The 21,559-nt window shown below is 48.4% G+C and carries 17 protein-coding genes; 14 read left to right on the forward strand and 3 right to left on the reverse strand.

Going from position 1 to position 21,559, the window contains the following annotated elements:
- Window positions 1-7: 7 nt before the first annotated feature.
- From PHQ58_RS05030 to PHQ58_RS05040, 3 genes are read left to right on the forward strand one after another with little or no spacing between them, the layout of a single operon-like run.
- Window positions 8-901 carry a hypothetical protein gene (locus PHQ58_RS05030; RefSeq protein WP_300107845.1) on the forward strand — a complete coding sequence of 298 codons (894 nt, stop codon included), beginning with the start codon at window positions 8-10 and terminating at the stop codon, window positions 899-901.
- Complete coding sequence (locus PHQ58_RS05035; protein WP_300107850.1) at window positions 889-1,407, forward strand: SLOG family protein; 519 nt, start codon at window positions 889-891, stop codon at window positions 1,405-1,407. Before PHQ58_RS05030 ends, PHQ58_RS05035 begins: the two co-directional genes overlap by 13 nt.
- A complete protein-coding gene (locus PHQ58_RS05040) occupies window positions 1,382-2,137 on the forward strand; it encodes a hypothetical protein (protein WP_300107853.1) in 756 nt (251 codons plus the stop codon). Before PHQ58_RS05035 ends, PHQ58_RS05040 begins: the two co-directional genes overlap by 26 nt.
- A 73-nt stretch (window positions 2,138-2,210) precedes the next feature.
- On the opposite strand, the gene PHQ58_RS05045 is transcribed toward PHQ58_RS05040, so the two are convergent.
- Entirely contained in the window at window positions 2,211-2,654 is a 444-nt protein-coding gene (locus PHQ58_RS05045; RefSeq protein WP_300107855.1) for a hypothetical protein, read from the reverse strand.
- 201 nt (window positions 2,655-2,855) lie between these two features.
- On the opposite strand from PHQ58_RS05045, the gene PHQ58_RS05050 reads away from it, so the two are divergent.
- From PHQ58_RS05050 to PHQ58_RS05100, 11 genes are all read left to right on the forward strand, one after another.
- Window positions 2,856-3,287 (forward strand): hypothetical protein, encoded by a 432-nt coding sequence (locus tag PHQ58_RS05050; RefSeq protein WP_300107858.1) that lies wholly within the window; start codon window positions 2,856-2,858, stop codon window positions 3,285-3,287.
- Window positions 3,284-3,721 (forward strand): hypothetical protein, encoded by a 438-nt coding sequence (locus tag PHQ58_RS05055; protein ID WP_300107861.1) that lies wholly within the window; start codon window positions 3,284-3,286, stop codon window positions 3,719-3,721. Before PHQ58_RS05050 ends, PHQ58_RS05055 begins: the two co-directional genes overlap by 4 nt.
- Before the next feature lie 3 nt (window positions 3,722-3,724).
- Window positions 3,725-4,252, forward strand: a complete 528-nt coding sequence (locus PHQ58_RS05060) for a hypothetical protein (RefSeq protein ID WP_300107863.1) — start codon at window positions 3,725-3,727, stop codon at window positions 4,250-4,252.
- Between the two features lie 15 nt (window positions 4,253-4,267).
- Entirely contained in the window at window positions 4,268-5,206 is a 939-nt protein-coding gene (locus tag PHQ58_RS05065) for a hypothetical protein (RefSeq protein WP_300107866.1), read from the forward strand.
- A gap of 89 nt (window positions 5,207-5,295) precedes the next feature.
- The gene (locus PHQ58_RS05070) at window positions 5,296-6,528 is read left to right on the forward strand and encodes a hypothetical protein (protein WP_300107868.1); all 1,233 of its coding nucleotides are present in this window, start codon (window positions 5,296-5,298) and stop codon (window positions 6,526-6,528) included.
- A gap of 222 nt (window positions 6,529-6,750) precedes the next feature.
- The gene (locus PHQ58_RS05075) at window positions 6,751-7,182 is read left to right on the forward strand and encodes a hypothetical protein (RefSeq protein ID WP_300107871.1); all 432 of its coding nucleotides are present in this window, start codon (window positions 6,751-6,753) and stop codon (window positions 7,180-7,182) included.
- Between the two features lie 24 nt (window positions 7,183-7,206).
- A complete protein-coding gene (locus PHQ58_RS05080) occupies window positions 7,207-7,542 on the forward strand; it encodes a hypothetical protein (protein WP_300107874.1) in 336 nt (111 codons plus the stop codon).
- Between the two features lie 232 nt (window positions 7,543-7,774).
- On the forward strand, window positions 7,775-8,005 hold the full coding sequence (locus PHQ58_RS05085) for a hypothetical protein (RefSeq protein WP_300107876.1): 231 nt from the start codon (window positions 7,775-7,777) through the stop codon (window positions 8,003-8,005).
- 154 nt (window positions 8,006-8,159) lie between these two features.
- A complete protein-coding gene (locus tag PHQ58_RS05090; protein WP_300107879.1) occupies window positions 8,160-9,176 on the forward strand; it encodes a DHHA1 domain-containing protein in 1,017 nt (338 codons plus the stop codon).
- On the forward strand, window positions 9,166-9,648 hold the full coding sequence (locus PHQ58_RS05095) for a hypothetical protein (protein WP_300107882.1): 483 nt from the start codon (window positions 9,166-9,168) through the stop codon (window positions 9,646-9,648). Before PHQ58_RS05090 ends, PHQ58_RS05095 begins: the two co-directional genes overlap by 11 nt.
- Window positions 9,649-9,701: 53 nt before the next feature.
- Window positions 9,702-10,370, forward strand: coding sequence for a hypothetical protein (locus PHQ58_RS05100; RefSeq protein ID WP_300107884.1), 669 nt, complete (start codon window positions 9,702-9,704; stop codon window positions 10,368-10,370).
- 61 nt (window positions 10,371-10,431) lie between these two features.
- Here PHQ58_RS05100 and PHQ58_RS05105 read toward each other — a convergent pair whose 3' ends face one another.
- Both PHQ58_RS05105 and PHQ58_RS05110 read right to left on the reverse strand, forming a co-directional pair.
- On the reverse strand, window positions 10,432-12,519 hold the full coding sequence (locus PHQ58_RS05105) for a hypothetical protein (RefSeq protein WP_300107887.1): 2,088 nt from the start codon (window positions 12,517-12,519) through the stop codon (window positions 10,432-10,434).
- 85 nt (window positions 12,520-12,604) lie between these two features.
- Complete coding sequence (locus PHQ58_RS05110) at window positions 12,605-21,517, reverse strand: transglycosylase SLT domain-containing protein (protein ID WP_300107890.1); 8,913 nt, start codon at window positions 21,515-21,517, stop codon at window positions 12,605-12,607.
- Window positions 21,518-21,559 lie beyond the last annotated feature (42 nt).

Genomic DNA, 21,559 nt, shown 5'->3' on the forward strand with positions numbered 1-21,559 from the left:
ATTAAAAATGTTTGAATTATTATTAATAAAGAAAACTGCAAATGCCGCAAGTGGTAAATTTGCTCTGTTTGCAGGAGGCTCTAACACTGTCTTGTTATCAGACAAGTATTACTACAGCAGCGATGCTTCTGCCAGCGGCAAGGCACTGCGCAGCAAGAAAATGGACTTAGCTGGCACGGGCAACGCAGACGTTGGACTATTCAGCGGCGGTTCTAGCGGTGTGACGAACGGCTATACGTCACATATAGAGAAATACAACTATGGTAGTGATACCATCGCGCTCACGACCAACCTATCCAGAGTAAACTATCAGCACACTGCTGCGAGCAAATCTACAGTCGGATGTTTCTTTGGCGGGTACGACAATGCCAATTACCTAGGACTCGCAATAACAGACAGGTACAATTACAGCGACAGCAGTCGTGTTTCTGGTGCGGCATTGATACAAAAGCGAACCCTGAGTTGCTCAATAGGAACATCGGAGTTTGCGGTTATTGTGGGTGGTTCTTACTCAGCCACTACTACTGAAAAATACAACTACGATAACAATACACGAATCGCGAGCGCTACATTGAGCCCTGGATCAAGTAGGGTGGCTAGTGCCAGTGGCGTTGAGGTTGGTATAATTGCAGCAGGTATTTCCACTTCTTCTAGGAAATACACTTTTGCAAGTGATGTGGTTGTAAGTGGTACGCAGCTCAATATCATCCGGTCGTATCTTGCGGCTACAAGCAATCCAGAAATCGGTTACTTTGGTGGCGGTTATGTGGGTGGTTCAGGATATCAGTACTCTGTAGAAAAATACCTATTCAGCAACGACACCGTTAGCATTGGTGGAAACTTAGTTAATTACAAGAGCGAACATGCCGCCACTTCAACAACCCCGTCTTGGTCGAGTTAAACAATAAAGATCATCTTGGTCTATGGAATGTCCTCACTTACCAAGGAAGTACAGTGCTTATTCCTGACGCCCAAAAGCTACAGTCCCTCAACCCAAAAGACTACACCAATCGAGTGATCGTGGCGGGCTCTCGCGGTTATGACAACCGTGAAGAATTTCACCGCATGATGTGCGCTTACGTCAAGCGTTTTGATACGCCTATACTTTTTATCTCAGGAGTAGCTCCCAGTGGCGCAGATGACCTCATTATCCGCTGGTGCGCAAGGTTCAAGTATCCTTGTCTTCAAATGCCAGCAGATTGGGACTTAAACGGTAAAGCAGCAGGTTTTATCCGAAATGCAGAGATGGCAAAAATAGCATCTCATGTCTTGGCATTCTACGACGGTGAATCTAGAGGTACAGGACACATGATCGATTTGGCGATCAAAGACAAACTCCAGGTCAAAATACTGTACATCAAACAAGGAAAGAAAATCCACGATGAGCACCCAGACCAATACTGCTAAGATTTACATATCGCTAGACTGCTTGCTGGACATGAGGCAAGGTGCATTGGTTTTACTTGATTCCAATTTGGCCTATGAGATCACTACATCCGAAGACTATTTCACTCGAGAAGAAGACAAGTTCACTTCTCCGAAATACGGCACACTGAGCAAAGAGTTGCTCGCACGTTTGCTAAAGGATCGTGCCGATACAATCGTTGGCACTTCGTTAAGAACAAAGATGCACAGGTTTATTAAGGACCTGATTAAGCAACTTAAAGACCAAGCGCACAACACGCCCTACCACACGGCAATCGCAGTGGAAGTCAATACCCATCCCTGTCTGTTAGACAGTGCAGAATATGAAGAACTCAACAAGACGCTTCGTAAGCTGTTAGGGGAAGGCTTTCCAATCACACTCATCAAGAAATCAGAAGACCAGCTAACTTACCAGTATGTCAAAGACAACTACCGATGCATGGTCATGTACGACTATGTGAAGTGGATGAATCTTTATGACAAGGAAATAAAGAAAGCACCGCTCAAAGACACGTGCTTTTATGTGCCTAAGTTGTATTTTGGAAAACCACCGACTGCTGAAGAACTGCAAGAGCTTGCTAGACACAACACAGATCCTTTTGCATTTATGTCGGAGGCCATGACACCACTCGTACCTATGCAATTCTTACCGATTGCTTTGTATTGCGTAGACATTCCTATGAATCGTGACAGTTACTGCGCGATCACTTGACAGCATAAAGCCCTGGGAAAATCCCAGGGCTTTATGCTGCTTATTGAATCTTGTACTTCAAACGTCCAGCTAATCAAACCTCTTTAAATTGATCGTCCTCATCCGTCTCGATTATTCGAATGTTCCCATGTTTGCTCATGAAGCTCTCATAAGTCTCGTGAGCCGGACTGGCGTCCAGTTCGCCTTCAACCACATCAGGCACAGGAAGGTCTTCACGCAGCACAGGAATGGGGCGATTCGGGTCGTATTGAGACTTTGTGTGCGCTTTCAAACGTGGGTCCATGAACATCATCGCGATGGTCTCCGCAGCAATCGCCTTGGCGTTGTTAGCGCCTTCCTCAGACTTCAGACGCTTGTTAGCCAAAGCCGCACGGTCCATGCCATCCAGCACAGCCAGCAGCGTCATTCGGTCTTTGTTGTCAGTAGGCAATTGTCCCTTGGTCATGTCCTCAGCCAGACGCATACGCATTTGTCGGGTATAATCAAGGTCCTTGTCGTCGGTATTCTCGGTACTCATGGTTTTTCTTTCTTGAGGGGGTAAAGATGTTTACAATCACATATTACAGTTTTGTAATAAGATAGTCATGCCATATCTCAAATTAAATCAAAGGAGCACACCTTATGTAGGAGATTCACATTCACTTGAAAGGAAGCTGTGTGGCTTAGAAAAAAATATACACAATGTGTCGTATGGTGGAACCGATTTCGCAAATCCAGCATGGCTGAGCGAGACATCATTCTAGCCACACTGCACGCACTCGATCCAAACCTGTTTGCCAATTACACAGTCTCCAAAGGCTGCGTGTTTCCAATGCGGGTTTTGTACAAAGACTTAGAGACGTACAACAAACGACTCAGGCACGCTAACTATTTGCTGACTCACAAAGTAGCAGTAGCTAATGCATGGTGCCAATATACTTGGATCAATTCTTCACTGGAAGAACTGTGGTCCACGAGCAACAAAATTCGCTGCGACCCCGTCAAAACGGTTGCAGAGTTTAAAAGCCTCGCACTTACGTTCATCGACCAATACGACCTCATCAAAGAGGCTCATATTGACACTGATGGACACAACGCTAGAATGTTAGCAACGTTCAGGACATCCATTGTCCTTCTTGCTGACAATCTTTTACACTTCACGCTATCATGACCACACCTCCTGGCAACGATAAAAAAGCGCTGCATCAAATTCTGGCCGCCACCTCCGGAAAAGGCGTTGAGCCTGTTCGAGGCATTGGAGGCGTCTTGGCATCGCTTTGGCGAAACATCCTGATTGAGATACCCATCAAGCCCATGCAGTTTGAGGTGCTCTTGAATGACTTCGTTGAGCAAGCCAAAAGAACAATTCCAGAGAACCGCGTATCCAAACACTTTACGCGAGGCAACTTGCGCAGAGAGTTCAGCAAGTCTACGATGACCTTCAAGGTCTTCATCAAAGCGATGCGGTTTTTGAAGATCAAACACATCACCATCAATGTGGAGCTCAAGCATTCCAGTGGTCGAAGGACTGTACACCAGACCGCTGTGGACCTAGGAGATGCATACTTGGATGACCTCATCGAAACCCCTACAGACGACGAATAACCCATGACTACAGCCACACCACTGAGTAGTGATGAAATGGGCCAGCTGTTTATTGTGCTCCGTGACGTTCAGGAGTTCATGCGCAGCGAGGCCGATAGTCAGACCAATGCTGCGATTGATGAATGGGTGCTCAACACAGTGCTGCTGAACAAGCCTGTGTATTCCATGCGCCCTGACTCCATCGTAGAGATCACAACCGGCATCTTTCTTAACGAGGCGGTTTCTGATTATGTTACAGAATTGGCATTTCGCTTATTCTCGACCTGGTCAGTAGGCGCAGATTCCTACGAACGACTGTGTGCCTCTTTGGCCTGCGGATTAGAGATGGACGCGTGTCAAACGGATCTGTGCCTGATACCCGCAGCAATCCGTGGCTCAATGCCAGTAACCGTATTTGGAAGCCTTGAAGAAGAAGGCAAAACCTACAGCTTGTCTTATGGCAAGAAAAAGATCAAGACTTTTGATTTTCTGTGTGATAACCGACACATGGTAGTTTTCTTTTTGATCTACCTGACCAACAAACGCAATTAACCCCAAGAGCTTATCATGGAAACCAATCCGTCCTTCGTCCCACTTGACCAAGCTACGCCGATCATCGAAGAGGCCGTGAAAGAATACGAGAACAACCCGAAAGACGCGCCGATCATTGTAATCGACAGCCTCCCACAAGACATGCTCGATGTCGCGATTGAACAAGTTGCTCCAGAAGAACAACAAGAACAAGAACAACCCAAGGAAGCGGTGAACCTCTGGAAACTGAGCACCGTCCATCGCGTCACACCGGCACGTCAAGCCAAGACTGACAAAGTCAAGCGTCAGAAGAATCCAAGTGCGCAAGCCGATGCCCCAACGCCGCGCAGCTTCTCATTGCGTGACGCCAAGGCACAGGACTACCTGCAAAAGCTGCTCAAGCGCAATCTGGGTGAAGACGGTGAAGACCACATCAACACGGCTTCTGCAGCCTTCACCCCGCTGGGAAAGCTGTTACAGATCAATGCCTACTCGCCATTTGAGCACCCTGATCTGGGTCCATTCAAGTCGCTGGGCGGTCTGTGGTACTACGTCAGCACGGGGTGTGAAGATGAAGTGTTCCGAGGCCTCTCTGGCTACGCGTGCCATTCCCGTGGTCAGTCGATACCGTTCCAAGAGATCGATGGCTTCAAGTTCATCATCGCAGAAGCGGCTTGGATGAAGGTCCAACAAAACCGCAATCTGCAAGCCATGATGTACCACAACCAGATGCCTTACAAGCACTATACGTTTGTGGGTGAAACACGGGCTCGACAGACGCCGTCGATTGCCGCTTGGTATGTGCCAATCATCGAAGAGATTGCGCGGGTGGTCAAGCTCAATGCGGGACTGGAAGAAATCCATCAACCTGACTTCTCGTTCTTGGAAAATAACGAACCTGCCGCCTACAAGGAAAAGAGGCCGAATTACGGCTTCCGTCGTTATGGGCAAAACTACAACCCCATGCACCCTTGAGTCAATAGACTGACACTGCGCCGTATCTGAATCTTATGGTTCAGATACGGCGTATGCTGTCGTCTTATTTTTTTTTAAGGTTACTCACCATGGCTCAAGGTTTAGCAATCTCGGTATTTTCCAGTAAGCCCACAGACAGTCTGTTGGCAGTTGATGCGTACGAGCAAAGCACTGCTACGGAGAACATGACCGCTGTTAAGGATATCCTTTCTGAGGATCTTGGCAGTGGGTTAAAATCAATTGGCAACTTAGCCGTTGGGCTAAAGCCAGAAGGGGGCTTAGGCCTCAAATTACCTGAATCCTTAGCAGTAGATGCCAAGGCAGCGCTGAACGACGCTATGGGCCAATCCACAGCCGCCATGAGCGCTTTCAACTCCATGGCAGGCAGTGCCAAGTCAGCGCTGCTCAGTGGGATTAACAAAGACTTGATTGGTGCTACTGGACTGGGTAGGGTCACTGCAACTTTAAATGGCAGCATTACAAAGATTGCTTCTACGGATTTAACTTCACTTAAAGGTTTAGGCACGCTCGTGGGAGGGCTTTCAAGTGTGCCGTATTCCTTGAAGCTGACTGATCCTAAGTCGATGTCTGTCGTGGCTTCGAACATCATGAAGCAGGCCACCATAAAAGGCCTTCCAGACGCGTTTAAAGCCTTCTCAGACGGGACTACAGACAAATCAATACTAGGACGAGTAACCAAGGATTTATTGCCTACAATCGTCTCTACGAGCAATGTCAATACGCTGTATAACATCGCCACAGGCAAAACCAAAGCCAGCGTAAAAGCCTTCATGCCCAGCTTTGCCATGGACTATGTCAAGGCGTTTAAAAACCCTGGGAAGATGAGCGTAGGCCAAGTATCGTCCATGATGCGCACGGTGGGTTCAAGCATGACTGCTATTGACTCCAAGTGGGATAAGTGGGTCACGCCAAAAGGCACAGAGTTGCTCAACATGGACATGTGCATGAAAAGCAGTCCTGATTTTCAAACTGCCATCAATCGCACGGCGCAAGCAATGCCTGTCACAAAAGTGAACTCTCCTGGCCTTGGAGATGTCGGGGCCAAATTCGTTAACGATGCCACCTCCAGCATGAGTGCCATGATGAGCATGTTCTCTTCTGACAAAGCAGCGCAAAAGAAACAAGCTTATGTCAAAGAAGACGGTAGTAACAACTTAGGCTTGTTTGGCTTAGGTGTCTATGTCCCACCAGGATTAAGAGCACCAGCAGCACTTCAGGTGAAACAAAGTAAGCCAGCATTAGATGCCAATGCAGCAGACCGATTAGCGTATGACTTTGGAGATGTAGTCTCCAGTGTGTAAATATTTATACACATCACTAATATAGATTGAGAAGCCAGGTGCATCAACTCTATAAACTACTAAGATATAACAATCTTAATAGGGTAAGGGTTTTATAATTATTATAAGAATTATGCACCTGTAACTTATAAGCTCCATTAAGCCTGTTAACAGGCTTAAGGTTAGCAGTATAGCACACAAACCATTCACAACAACAAACCCTCCAATTAAACCTCTCTAACCGTGATTAATACCACCACCATGAACTCAGGACTCTTTCTCATCTTCTCTATTTTGTTTATCCTTTTCTCAGTGATCTCCTACCTGACGGGTGTGTGGATGACCAAGAAACTACTCATTGGGGAACACAACACCTTTGGCAACATCTTTATTGATGACCGTATGTTTGTAGAAGCCCCATCAAAAACACGGGTTGACAAAGCACACGACACACTTAGTTATGTCAAGTACCCTAAGACCCAAGCGATACGAGCCGCTTGTGAAGAATACATTGGCGTGTGTTTGAGTGAAGTGGATAAACAAGACAAGCACGACTCTTACCTGGCGCGTCAACATTTGGATGAGCAACTCCAAAACTACCATCAAATGAGGAGAGAGGCTGTGGCGTTTCAACAACTGCAAGCTCGCTCACCTTACAAAATCGCAGGCATTTAACCCACAGAGAGGAATAAAACAATCATGGATGAAGTCGCAAAACGAGTGAGTGCTGAGCACGATGAGCTCAATGAGAAGATCACAAAGCTGCGGGCTTACGTAAACAGTCAGAAGTTTACCGAGTTGGCTCAAGCGCATCAGAACTTGCTGTGCAAGCAGCTCGATAGCATGTGTGCTTATTCTGACATCCTGGCTGCGCGGTTGCGGCTATTTAACTCCACTCATGAAGACATCAATTGGGAAGAGTGGGAAACTTCCCCTGAAGCACCAGTGTTCAATCAGTTGGAAGAGCATACTTCTGGCGTGTCAGTGGATTGGCTGGATGGGTTTCGCGAAGTAGAAACCTGCAACGACGTATAAGCCTGAGCATACAGCATAAAAGCCTTGTAGAGTACCTTAACAGGCTCTACAAGGCTTTTATGACGCAAGCAGTAACTCGTACTACTAATTACATTAAAGACGCTCTAAAACGCTTTAAATCAGTTTGTTAAAACAGAGGGTTTGCTTTCTGTAATACAGATTTTTTCAGTTATATATACCAAACATGACCTACGACAATGGTGTCTTAGGTGTTGTCCCATTTGGAGTAATTATGACTGAAGCACAAGAGGTGTATCGGGAACTGATGCTCGAGGTCCTCAAGCTGCGCAAGCAGCTCAGGGACCTCGAGGTCCAGAAAGTGTTGGCCAGGCTGGCCAACACCAAAGAGAAGACGACTTATGTCCGCCACCTCGAGGCGGACCTGGGCGCGCAACTGGCGCGCCCGCTGCGCGACAACGACAAGGTTGACAACCTTGTCGAAATTCTGCGAGACCTTGTCTAAGGTCTTGTAGAACTGCGGATAAGCAGGTAGGGGTAAAACCTTACTTGCTTATTTTTTTTTTTGCTTGTTTGTAAATATTTAAAGCAATATATCATTGATTGGAGTAGTAAACTTCTGCTCAAAACAATTCACACTTTTCTTTTCAGAGGAACCTATGTCCGATACCAAAATCACTGTCATGTATCACAAGAACTGCATTGATGGACTGATGTCTGCAGTGAACTATTATGCGATGTACAAGGAGAAAGACCTTCTCAGTTCCGTGACCTTCTTGCCTGTGCAGTATGGCGAGCCTCTTCCTCCTCTGGAGCTGATTAAGGACCGCGTGGTGATTGTGTTGGATTTCTCGTTCTCTTATGCGCAGACACAAGAAATCATTAAGATCTGCAAACAGTTTTCAATGCTGGATCACCACCAGTCTGCAATTGACAACCTCATGCAAGAGGGACTGTTTCCTGATGCGTTGTTCAACAGCGCAGCCATTGTCCAATGTACACACCTTGTCGCAGGCGCTAACTACAGAATCTTGATTGACAAGGATAAGTCTGGCGCAACATTGGCGTATTATTCGGTGCTGTCATCCATTGCTAATGTGCAAACACTCGCTGCATTAAAATATCTGTCTGTGCGAGTGGCTGACAGAGACCTTTGGAAGTTCGAGTTCCATGACTCCAAAGCGGTGCACGAATTCCTGTCCCACATTCGAGGTGATGTCGGTCGTGTCTATGACACTATCTTCAAAACGGTTCAAACGCCTATGCAGGAAATTAATGACTGGGTGAATTGGGCAGATGTGCGCGTGACGTTCCGCGAAGAACTGGCCATGAACTATGCGAAGAAAGCTGTGGTCGTGCCTTTCATGGGTTACGATACGCCCGTGGTCAACGTAGCGTCTGACTTCGCTAGCCTGGTGGGTGATTTCCTCGGAAAGGAAAATCCCCTGGCAGCGATGTATGTCGTCACGAACGACAAAGTGCTGGTGTCTCTGCGCAGCAATCAAGCAACAGGTGTGAACGTCAAGGAGATCGCCGCCAAGTTTGGTGGTGGTGGCCATGATCACGCAGCAGGCTTCTCTATTCCTCACGACATGATCGGCGTCCTGGTCAAAGGCGAGCTGAGTCCTTGCCATCCGTACTTTGACAAACTTAAGGAGGGTGCAAATGTTCGTTAATGACGAGGAGTTTGTTGCGTTAAAAGCCAGGTATAACGAGTACGCAGCTTGTGAGTTTCCGAATTGCGACAAGTTGATGATCCCGGTGTTGCAAAAGATCAATACGCTCTGTGGCGTGACCACGATCTTTTGCTGTGAAGGGCATTACGGCCCGGATAACTACGAGGACACCGGCACCAGGATCTACATCCTGTTGGCGATTGCTGAGGACGGCCTTCCAGTTATCCGAAAGCTGTATGAGCAACTCAGGCAAAAGCTCAACATGACACACCGCTTCGATCTGACGTTCCAGCAAAGCATTTGGCCAATTGGTGAGAACATTCAAAACTATGCCCAGTTCCTCAGCGCAAAGACATACACCTCGTGCTGTTTGGCAGATGTCTTGACAAACCTCACGCGAGGCATGTTCGAAGACTGTAAGCTGGAATTCCTTCAAGCAGTCTGTGATTCCGTGGACAACATTAACTGCTGATCAACTCTTTTACCCACTGCCAAGGCAGTGGGTATTTCTTTTGGAGAATAGAAATGACTACACACAGTGATTTGAAACTGCAACAGCAACTGATCAATAAGCGTGAGTCCGTCCTGCAGCGCATCGCAGTCATTGAAGACATCATCATAAAAACAATGCGCCCTACTGCACCTGCAGTTGCGCCATGTACACCGCGCAGCGCAGATATAGCATACAGGCACAGCTACAGCTGCTACGAAGTAGATGCGATTGATGCCATTTTGGCTGGTGAAACACCTCTGAAACCCTCGATTTTTGTATTGCACCTAAAGACTTTGCATCTGGCTGCTAAAGTGGACAAGGAATATTCCTCGCAATACCAGTACCGCAGCCTGCCTGTTAATATTGTCGACCCAGAAAATCTGTGGTATGTCGGAGGGTGCGACGGCGCATCCAGCAGTGGTGTACTGGAATGGTGTGCTGGCGAAACCGATGCCGTTCATCGATTGTTTATTATGTCGGCGTACCCTCAGTTTACCAAACTGAATGCATCAAAATATCACCAACCTAAAGGTATTCAAACCGTGGTCTCACTCGTGTGGGAGCCATCCGAAGTATGTCGTGTCATCGAAGACTCGCAAAGTCAAGGCGGCAAGTTTGTGTGTCTGTCGTTAGGCAAGCCTGGCCCTAGCGGCAAACAACCTTATCGCGTTGTTTGCAAGATGCCGATTCCTTTGAAATAACGCGCAGCATAAATGCCAGGGTTTCCCCTGGCATTTATGCCATTGCTTATTTTTTTTTTGTTTACTTACGCATATCACCCACACCACGCATCATTCCCGCTAACATGCCGACACCAGGAAGGCTGGCCGTATACGCAGCGAAATGGGAGGAGCTGGTGAAAGAAGCCAAGTCAGCAGCCTTACGAGCCAACTGTTTCTTAAGCATAGGGATTCGATGAATCGTGTCACTGAGCTTCATTGAAGACAATGCCATCAAGTAGTCAGAGAACGCATTGTCACCATCGAACAAGCCCTCAGCTGGCATGATACCAAAACCAGGCACAATCGGTAACGACACCACGCTGGAGAGATCCAACACAGTAAACGTGACTTTGATGGCCATTGGCATGCCTTCGTTGTTAAAGCCTAAGTTAGACGTACCGCGCGAAATGCTCAAGCTGTCGATAATACCCAGACGCGTCACTGCGTGTCCTCTGTCATGCAGCTGACACAAGAATGGACTTGTGTGCGACTGTTTACCCGTAGACAACGGCAACGCACCGCCCAGTAAGAGTGAGAGCGGGAAGTAGATGTTAAACATCTGTGACACAGGGTTGCCGTAAGGACTAATCAAGGTCATCGAATAAGATGCTTGCGGTAAGCGTGCTGACGAAGATTCCCAGTGTTTCGGAATGTCCACAAATGCTGAACCTGCAGTAGCAGCTAATCCCTCCAAATGAAGTACGCTTAAGGTCCCGTTGACCACGGCACCGATACCGTCCGTGATGGTTTTCAAACCCGGAATGGATTCTACAGCACCGCCAAAGTTCATTCGCAAGTCTTTAGCAGCACTGGACATGCTGTTGAACTTTTGAGCCAAAGAAGATTCGGTGGTGGAGTTGCTGAAGGACTCCTGCGTAGCGCCTGTGTAATCCACACGGAACGACACCCAGTCAGAACCATCTGCGGTGTTGGCAAGCAAGTGTGTCAAATAGCCGTCAATCCCTTCAGGAGGACCGTAGTTGGTTTTGTTTTCATCAACGGTCTTGGGGTCTTTCTCGATTGTGGAATCTTTGTCGGAAGACTTAAAGAACTTGTCCGCATCACTCAAGAAGCGTTCCAGGTACGCTTCGATTGAAGGGTTCCTTCGTGCGTTCGGGTGAGCCGGGATAGCGTTGCCCGTTTGTTTGTCGGTGATGTTGCGAATGGTGCCAAAGAATGCTTCAGCGTCCGAGCTGTCTGCGTTGTTAAATCGCTCCACCATGTCGTACTCATACGCCATCTGCATCCGTTTAGCGCGGTTTGCAACCGCATACACATCGATCACACCGCGCTTGGTGAACACATTGCCCAACATGGCTGAGAACATATTGTATTCAGAAGCAGTGAACTTGTGCTCTTGTCCGATGATGCTGTCTTTTTGCTTATCATCCAGATACGTGATGACACCTTGATTGGTACCGATCTGGTTAACCAAAGAAGTCACTGCGTTCCAGTACATGTACATCGCAGGCTTTAGTGTATAAAACTTACTGGATGGCCATTTCAAGAAAAAGCGCGCTGCTGAGCCTAGCATGAGCACGGCAATCGGAATGATAACCAGCGGCGCAATGGCCGCTCCAATGATCTGTCCCGCTGTTCTTAGAAAGCGAGAAATGACACCTTCAGAGAATCGTGCCTGTCTGGCCATCATTCCTGCTTCACTACTGTAGAACCCCGTAAAGAATTGCAGCAATGAGTTATGTTGCGCTACACCAAAACGCAGGTGAATGACTTGGTTGTTGTCGTCAATGGCTTCGCTGTAATAACGACCCATGCCATTGGGACGATCACTCATCGATAGTCCTAAATCCCTGTCACGCATCTCAGAGCGAATACCGGGGTCAGGGATGTCTGCATACCGGGTGAATTGAGGCGGTGGGTTGATGACAATGTTACCACCCAGACTGGAGTCGGTGTATTTCAATGAGGCTGAGGAGAACTTCCGGTTACGAATATCAATCGAATCCAGCGCAGGCGCTTCCTCTCGGTCCATGCCCACAATGAAGGACTGCCGTATCCATTGGTCGTTGCGACGCCAATCGGTGCTGGTTGTGTCTATTTCTGGGCGTGTAGAAAGCAGCTCAGAAGCTAACACATCCAGATAACTGCCGTTTGCAGAAGTAACCATAAATCTTCCTTTATAAAAAGTTTAGTCACTTGATGTCAGATATACGTCATAAGAGCCGGGTGTTATCCCGGCTCTTATGACGCAGTTAGGTGCTCAGTCTAGAGCGTGCCATGGATACAGGAACTTTAGGCACCGTATAGTTTTCAGTGTAGCGATTGGCGTTCGTGTTCTTAGGGTCAGGCACCTTAGGCATTTCACCTAAAGGTGCCGGTTTGTTGGAACTCATTACACCGAAGATGTTGCTCATGACTTCAAGCATCTTCTTTTGAATTTCAACAGATTGCCCTAATAAGTTTTCCGTAGTAGTAAAGAGCTCTTTGCTCAGTTGGTTGGTCTGCCCTTGAGGTGCCAACGACGCGGCTTGTTGCATGGGTTTAAACCCGTACGCGTCAGCCAATGGTGAGTTGCTCTGGTTAGTGAGCGCCGTGGAGACAGGGTTGGCAGGAGCAGGAGCACCGGGACTGTATGAGACCGGTGTAAATCCTGGCACCTTATTTCCGCCGCCACCAGGAACATGTGGCGTGGAATAGCTTTCACTAGGCATTGCCGCCTTACCAGCCAGTGCGCTGAGTTCAGCAGGCACGCCGTGCGCCCTGGCTTGTGTGGCGACCTTTTTATCAAGCACCGAATAGACTTCGGTCATGGTTCGGGGTCGACCACCTTCGTAGAAGATAGGCTTGTTGCTGGCTGCTGCTTCAGGCATGACCTGTGCAGCAGGTGCCTGGGGATTCTTCTCCATAGCGGTGAGGAATTTACCCGCCCCAGCTGGGCCTAAGAAGTGAGCCATGTAGGTCTCAGTGGCGCCTACGGCACGCCCTATTCGTTTGCCCAATGCGGACATTGAGTCTTTGATATAGTGCGCGCCCATAATGGCAGCAGCTTTCGGATCAAATGGCGATACATTACCGGGTGTGTAGCCGTACTTGGCACCGTACTTTGTCACCATTTCTTCCCAGGTGCCTTTAGTGAATTGGAACAATCCAGACGCGCTGGACGTCCCCGCCTTAGCACTCGGGTTAAAGCCTGATTCCACTGCTGCTGTTTTGAACAGGATGCTAGGATCAACGCCCACCATTTTTGCTGCAGCTGCAATGGTATCCTTCACTGCACCAAACCCACTACCTTTTGCATCGGGTACTTTCACTGAAGGGTCTGCGGGCAGGTTAGCGACAGGCGTACTTACGTTGGAACCAAACCCAAACGCACTCTTAACCCGATCGAATATACCAGGTTGTGGTTTCGCTTCTTGGTCTGCACTTAATGGTGCTGCACCAGCCGCAGGTGTCGCAGCTACGGGTGCGGGTTTGTTACCAGCACCAAACCAGCCAGAAACCGTAGAAGCCATAGAAGACAGTACCGACTTCTCCTGTGCAGGTTTATCACCCGCCTGTGCCGTCAGCGTTTCGCTGTCTGGTTTGTTCTCTATGGCTTTGCCAGGGGCTGCAGCCAAGAGTTTCATTGCCAGTTCACGATTTCGTGCATATAGAGGCGCGCCTGCGACTGTGCCCAGACCACCACCACCTCTACCTACACCTTCCTTGATGGCATGAGAGGCTTCGCTTGCGTTTCGCTTATAGCCACTGATGTCAGTTTGGATGCCAGCAGGCTCCATGTGCCAAGGCTCCCCACCCACGGGGCGTGTAAAGCCATACTTGCGCATGAGACCCATTTTCTCCATTTCACCCAACACCGCCGAGTCGACATCCAAGGCAAGTCCGAATTCATGCAAGGAGTTACCTGGCTCAGCGGCCCTGGCTCCATACTTCTTCTTCATTGCCACTTGGTCTTCGTAAGAGCGGAAACCGTCATTGACGCCCACCTTCTTACCTGTCATCTTGCCGTACTCCTCCACCATGCCGTAGAATTGTTTCAACAGCTGTGGGTTGACACGTGTGAGGTTGACGTCCTTTTTGAAGTTGAGATACGCTTGCGCGTTTCGTCCATCTACCATTTCACCGCCAGCAATGGCAATATTGCCTAAGCTAGACATTCCAGCAGAAGAAGGCGCTACACCCAGCGTACTGGAGCTGGCCTTGACTTCTGCATCAGGCGATGAAAAACGATCTGTCAGATTGTTGTCAGGTGCCTTAGGCGGCTTGAAAGCCTCCTTAGGTTGTTCACCTGCTTTTGCACCCTTATCGGATTCTTTGTTGTCCGAAGCTTTTCGATCCTCTTGGAGCTTTGTCACTTTCGCCACATCGTCCAGAAGGTTGATGTTCTCTTTAGTGGCTTCGCTGGAATTGCCCAAGACGTAGTTTGGCCATGGGGATTCCTTGACTGACCAAATGCCTTTGAGTCCAATCAAGAGTTTAGCCAGTTGCAGCTGTTGTTCGCTGGAGATGGTGTCTGGATTAGGACTGGCTTCTACACGTCCTGTATACGTCCGCATGGCAGACAAGTAAGCCATATAGACCACCAGGAATCGTTGCGTAAACCAGATAGACCAGTCGTTAGATTCCTTGCCATACATTTCACCAATTCCAAAAGAACCAGCAATGTTTTCCAGCAGTGCAATTGGGTTGCCTTTCCACGAGGCTGCGGACTTGGCATTGTAAGTAACCTCTTTGCTCACTTCACGCTCTAACATGCGAAGTGCGGACACCTTGCTTGCATCCATCTCGGTTAAGCCATACGCTTTAAACCGCACTGCATCCAATGCAGAGGTGCGGTTGCCTGTCTTAGTCATCGTCGAATCGACCCCAGAGGCCACTGTCGTGGTTCCGGCAGGTAGGGTTTGGTTGGGCTTACCCGTCGCTGCGTCGAATGCCCCCAGTGGTGTCTGGGCAGGTTTATCTGCAGCTGCATCTTTAGGTGCAGGAGGTGCTTTGAGCTGTGCGCCTGTGACCTGTTTTTTCTTGTCCTCAGCCAAAGTAGCAATGAGTTCGTCTACCACTGCGCGCACGTCACTCGCGTCGGATGCTTTAAAGTCAGGCTTTACAAGAGGCAACGACCTGACGTGGTAGGGACCATCGCTGAACTTCACGCTATCGAGGAACTGCTTAAGGACATCGCCCTTGAGTTTATCCGCTTGTGACAGGTCAGTCTTTTGTGTAGCGGTTCGGATTGCGGTCAAGTGAGTCAAGTATACGGGTTTAAAGCGTTCTTGATACCACTTGAAGAAGGAAGTCATTTGGTCTTCGTCAGTGGGGTCCATGCCCCAAGGTGACATCAGATTCTTAACATCCATTTCGGATTCGACAATCGTCAAACCCTTCTCGCCTTCACGAACAAAGCCCTTGATATATTTCTCAAGCTCTAGCATTTTGCTGGCGTGCTGCTGGTCTCCGCGAGGGAAACCATATTGCACATACCGCAGCTTCTCAAACCCCGTCAAGCTGTTCTTCATGTATTTGTACAGCTTGTATCCACCGTAGCCCAACGCCGCTGTAGCGGCTGCGCCTAAGACCACAGGAGCACTGAGGAATGCTAACAATCCGCTACCAGCGGCGGCAATGGTGGAGCCCGCAGTAGCAGCACCAGCCGTGCCAGCTGCCATGGTGCCCAGCGATGGCAGTAAGCGAGCAGCCAGTCCTAAGGCACCTCGACCTAAGCCCATGGCGCCTTTTCCTGCTAACCCAATCGCTGCCTTGCCCACTGAGCTTCCTGCCACTGCGCCGGCTACGCGAGCAACCGTACCCACACCAGGAATCAGGCCAAGCACAGTCTTCAGTATCCCAAACATGGAAGTGAGTCCACCAATCTTGGAGATCAGACCACCGATTGCTGGAAGCAGCATACTCAGCCAGCCGTTTTTCTTTTCTTTAGTCTCACCAGGCTTAGCCTCAGGTTTGTCGCCTTTTTTGTTCTTCTCAGCTTCACGCTTTTGGCGCTTGTCTTCAGAAGAGTTCTCTCGATCTCCATCGCCATCACTGTCGCCTAAGACTGTTTTCTTTGGTTGTGTGAATCGCTCAACCATGTCTTTTATTTCAGACAGTAGAGCTACAGATTTGTCAGCCGCTGTAGCCACTGGGCTCTTCATCAGCGCCTTAGACGTTAGTCCATTCTTCGTGGCATTTAGTTTCACACGGAAACCAAACACCTTGTTCAGTGTATTCAGCGTGTTTCCAAATATCTGAAGTGCTTTACTCTTGAAAGGGCGACCTGCTTCATCAACCAAGCCTTGCTTGATGTGGTTTTCATCTAACACCGGCTCGTTGTTTTTGTCCACCACTGGTCCGTCAATGTCGTCTGGAATCAGGATGGGCTTACCCGTAGTCTTAGAAAAGTATTCGCCTTCCTTCATGCGTATTGCTGACAGGCGAGCTTTTGTCTCTCCCATCACAAACACATCTTGCGCTTTTTGAAACAACCGCACAGCGCCCTTACCCAAAACACCCAGTGCTTTCCCGGACAGAGCAGCACCTTGTTTCATGGTCCACCAAGCGGCTTTAACCGCACCTTTAACGGTGGCTTTAGCCGCCTTTGCTGCAAGGCGCACAGCTTTAGCCGCCAGTCGGAACGGATTGAATATCTTCAATACCGAATCGTAAACCTGTAAGCGATCCAGGTCCTCTTCACCAATTACGATTTTATTATCGCGATCACTGACCGGTCCCTTGATGTCGTCTTGGTGGTTAATGATGCTGCCGTTGTTGAAGTCAAAGTAGTCACCTGCTTTGATGCGAGCGGCATAGAGGCGAGGCTTACTTTCACCTTTGACATACACGTCTTTGACGCCGTCCTTCCAATCACCTATCAGGAACTTACCTGTAGCGACAGCAGCCTTCTTGAGCATGCGCAAATTGAACATGACCAACTTAGGTGCAATCTTGGTCTGGTAGTGCCACAGGCCTCTGCCAATTCGCGCCAAGATATTGCCTACGTACTTTATCTTTTCAAACCGTTTGTTCTCTCTGACCCAAACACGCAGCAGTGGAAGCTGTTCTACAGAAACCAATTCTCGACCTTCGGCGTTGACCACTGCGCCGTTGATTTGCGTTTCGTGACGAATAGCTTCACTGGTTTCTTTATCGAAATACTCACCACGCACCATACCTGCACCTGTTAGGACAGGCTCCGCAATGCCTTCAATAAAGACATCCAACGGCAATTCGTTTTTATGGAACATTGCGTTAGTGACCTTATCGAGCCCAGTTTGCAACGCTTTGGTCGCTAGTTGTTTAGGATCAGGAATCCTGAAGTTTCTTAAATCCAACTTCACAGGCGCTTGCGTAAGCGGATCGATGCGTGTGAGGTTAGGTAAATCTTTGCCCTCGATCACCACAGTGTTGTTATTGGTGGTGTCGATCACAGGGCCTTTGATGTCGCTGTACTCTTTAATGACTTTCTTTGTCGTCACATCGAAGTAATGGCCTTCTTGCAACTTCAACGCCGTCAGGCGAGGCAATTCCTCACCTGCAACAAACACATCAGTCTTTACGCCATCACTGGCTTTAAGCCGGTTCAGAATCTTTTCCAGATTAGGCTTAACCAACTCATCTTTAGCCTGTTTGGCTTTAGCCGTTAAGGCGTCTTTAGTTTTCCCAGACTTGATGTCGTCTACAATCGTATTGACCTGACCCAATACGGCATTCACATTCTCTTTAGTGCTGCGCTCAGAAAACGTCTTTGAAGTTTGCATCAATCGGTTTTTGATGGCTTCGACTTTGTTTTCCAGCTCACGCACACCTGGCTTTTCTTTGAGTTTGTCCAGCCGGATCTCGCCTTTCTTTTTCAGCTTGGCAAGCACCTGTGCAACAGTGTCCTCACGGCTCAAGGCCGTAGCAGCTTGCTCCTCTTCACTCAGAGGTCTTCCGCCAGCCGCGTTATCAATGGCCTGCATCGCAGCAGTTGCTTTTGCAGTCACTGATGTTACAACGTCCGACTCTTTAAGCTTTTGCAGGTTGGTGCGGCTTCGTTTACCAAACTTCTTGAGCAAGTCAAGGGGTTTGTCCTTGATACTCATCGGTCGTTCGAGGGACTTATCTTCGGTATTGCCACCCGTTGCTTCGTTCAGCGTAGTCAGGGCACCTTTAGCTTTCTCAGTAACCGCCGACACAGCGCCTTGAATCTTGGGAGAACTTTTGACTTGTTCAATCCCAGACATCGTCTTGTTACCCATTTTCTTGAGCAACTCAACTGGAGAATCTTTAAGGGACAAAGGTTGGCTGGCTTTGCCGTCTTTGTCTTGCAATTCACCTTTGAGTTCTGAGAATTTCTGCGTGGCTTCAGTTGCCTTATCCTTAGCCATCTGTATCAAAGACTTGGGATTCTTTAAGATGTTTGTCAAGTCACCCAGAATGCCCCGAACCTTTTTGCTAGCAGACTGGAGTGGTGCTTCTTCTTTTTGAGTTTCTTCTTTTGTCGAAACTTCAGGTAAAGTATTTGTCGGAATGCTTCCCTGACCCATGAGTGTTTGAACTGCATTCGCAATACTGGTCAATTGAGGATCAGATTGCTTTTTATTCTTGCGTCGCGATGCTTTTGCTTCAGCCCTTGCCTTGGCTTTGTTCTTCTTAGTCTTGGCGGGCGCAATGACGCCCAGCGTGTTTTGTTCTGTGGGCGTAACCATTGCACCTAAAGGCGTGGTACTTGGTTGTACCTCGTCAGCGGAATCGGCCTGTGTCGGCGGTGTCGACAGTCCTTTAAAGAACGAAGACAGTGATCCAGTAGAGCCTTTGAACTTGTCAGCCAAGGCTTGTGCGGGGTCTGGGCTTTGTAGAAACTCAGCGGCGTTTTTACGTGTACGTGCAACAGTTCCAGCCGCGCGTCTGCCTAAGTTTCTGGCGCGACTACGCGTGTTGTTAACTGCATCTCGTGCTTTGTTAACAGCTGTGTTTGCGGCAGAGTCAGGGTTATTGATCTGCTCCTTTGCCGAACCCATTAATGAATCAAACTTGTTGCGCAGCGCCTGGCCCGTTTTCTCCATGGACTCAGGAGTCAGCTCGTCTACGATTCGTTGTTTTAATCGCCCTGCGCTGTCTTTGAGTTGTTTGCGCAGCGGGGCGCGAGGCTGTCTAGGGCCCACAAACAAGTCACGGTCAGACAGCGACTGATATTCATCAGTGCGTTTTTTGACAGGGTTATTCTGGGTCTTGTTTCTCGGATCTTTAGTTTCAAGAATGTAGTCAAAGACTTTGTCAATGTCTATTTGGTCACTGTCCTTTTTAACCAGGCCCAGCTTCCTGAGTTGGTTGATGTTACCTAAATTGATCTCGTTTTGAATCGAGTATTGAGGACTGGCAACCGTGCTGGCTAAGCTGTTGTAGCTTGATGTGAATTCATTGCGTTTATCCTGATCCAGGCCTGCAAAGAACTTCTCCATGACAGGAAGAATCTCATCACGCAGCTTAGGGTCCATTTCGCCATAGCGTCGAGCAGTGGCAAGAAACTCTTCATTGCCTTCACGATTGAGGCTGCTGCTGGTCAACAGCTTTTTCTTTAAAGCTTTTTGGGCTTCAGGAGAAAGCTCTTTGCCCGTGGGATCGATTTGCTTCATGATCGATTCCAGGCTGCGATTGGTCCAGTTTGCAGAACTCTGGTTAATGGTTTTAGGCACCAACTTAGCGTCGAGTTTGCTTTTGCTGGTGAACTTGTTTTTATCCAAGTCGTATTGCGTGAGCTCAATCTTCTCATTACCTGTTCGCAACACCTGCACTTCCCGAAGAATTCGTGACAAGTAACCAGGAATGATTTCCGTGATGGATTTCTCAGTACGTCGCGTATAGCTTTGTTGTGCGGTAATGCCGTTGGAGGTTTGTACATCCACGCCTAAATCAGGACGCATGTTTGGGATGAAATTCTGAAACAGTGTTTTCAGCGTACCGAAGAACGTCCCGTCATCGTGGTCTTTGGTGCGGAAGGTGTTGGCTTTTTGCGCAATGTTTTCATTAGCGTAAGTCAATTGCTTGGACTTGTCTAACAACCACTTACCCGGCTTACCCAGCTTACCTTCTTCTATCCTGTTTCGGATGCCTCCACCCAGCTTAGAGCCCAACCAACCCACACCCATGCCGCCGACCATTTTACCGCCTTCGGTATAGCCGTCCAGGTTCATGGACTCTTTCATTTCTTGCATCTGACCAAACGCATCAGAACCCATGTTAAAAGCACCTACGGCACCTTTAACCTGCTCTATGACCTGCTTTCGCATGTTGGTCAGAATAGTCTCGACCACGTTGTCACGACCGCCGAATAACGAACGGTAAACGGTTTCGCTGAATTTGTTCTTAGCTGTTAAGCCTGCGATTTCCGTGTTCTTGATCTTCACTGCTTCAGGCAGTGTCGTGTTCTTAGAAATCGCAGTGAGGATGTTGTCGCGTTTAGCGGAATCCTCTTTGGCAAACTGCAAGGTGTCTTGCAGCATAAAGAGCTGACGAAACTGAATCTCTAAGCTTTTCTTCTGGTAACCCAGCGTAACGCTTTGCTCGTACTTTTGCAGCTTGTCGACCGACACTGCGGTCATTCGAGCGTAGTCGGACAACTCATTGTGCCGCGTTAATGCGATGCCTTCTTGCAGTCGCTCGTGTCCTTCTTTCTTGGCAGCCTGATCCACGGCCATTTCGGTCTGGATCTTGAAAATATCTGCCAGTTGGGAAGATAGCATGGCTTCTTGCTGCGCTTCCTTAGACAGCACAGCACCACGCTTCTCGGCGTCTTCTTCTTCCTTCCAGCGTTCAAGCAGTTCATAAACTGCTTTAGGTACCAGTTTTGATTCTTTAGGAACCAATTTCCCTATGAGCTTTTTGCCTTCTTTTATAGCAGGCTTTATTTCTTTTGCACTTTCATCGTATAGCTCCTTGACCGACTCCTTGACGGTGTCGGCAATGTCCATGGACTCGCCAAACGAATGCGGCAGCGCGTCTTTGAGTGTTTGCTTTAAAAACGAAGTGTCTTTGACCTTCTCCACAGCGCCGCTAGCAATGCCGCTGGCCACCTTGACGATAGGCTTTCGATCGTCCTTTACGTCTGGATCAGGAAAATCAAAATCGTCAAAGTCTAACTCATTGTCCAGATCAAAATCGCTTTCGACCTTGTTTTTCTTTTTAGCAAAAAACATACCTTAGGCTCCTTTACTTCGCCAGTTGGAGTAATTCAGCTC

It is taken from the genome of Rhodoferax sp. (assembly GCF_028688795.1).
GTDB lineage: Bacteria > Pseudomonadota > Gammaproteobacteria > Burkholderiales > Burkholderiaceae_C > Rhodoferax.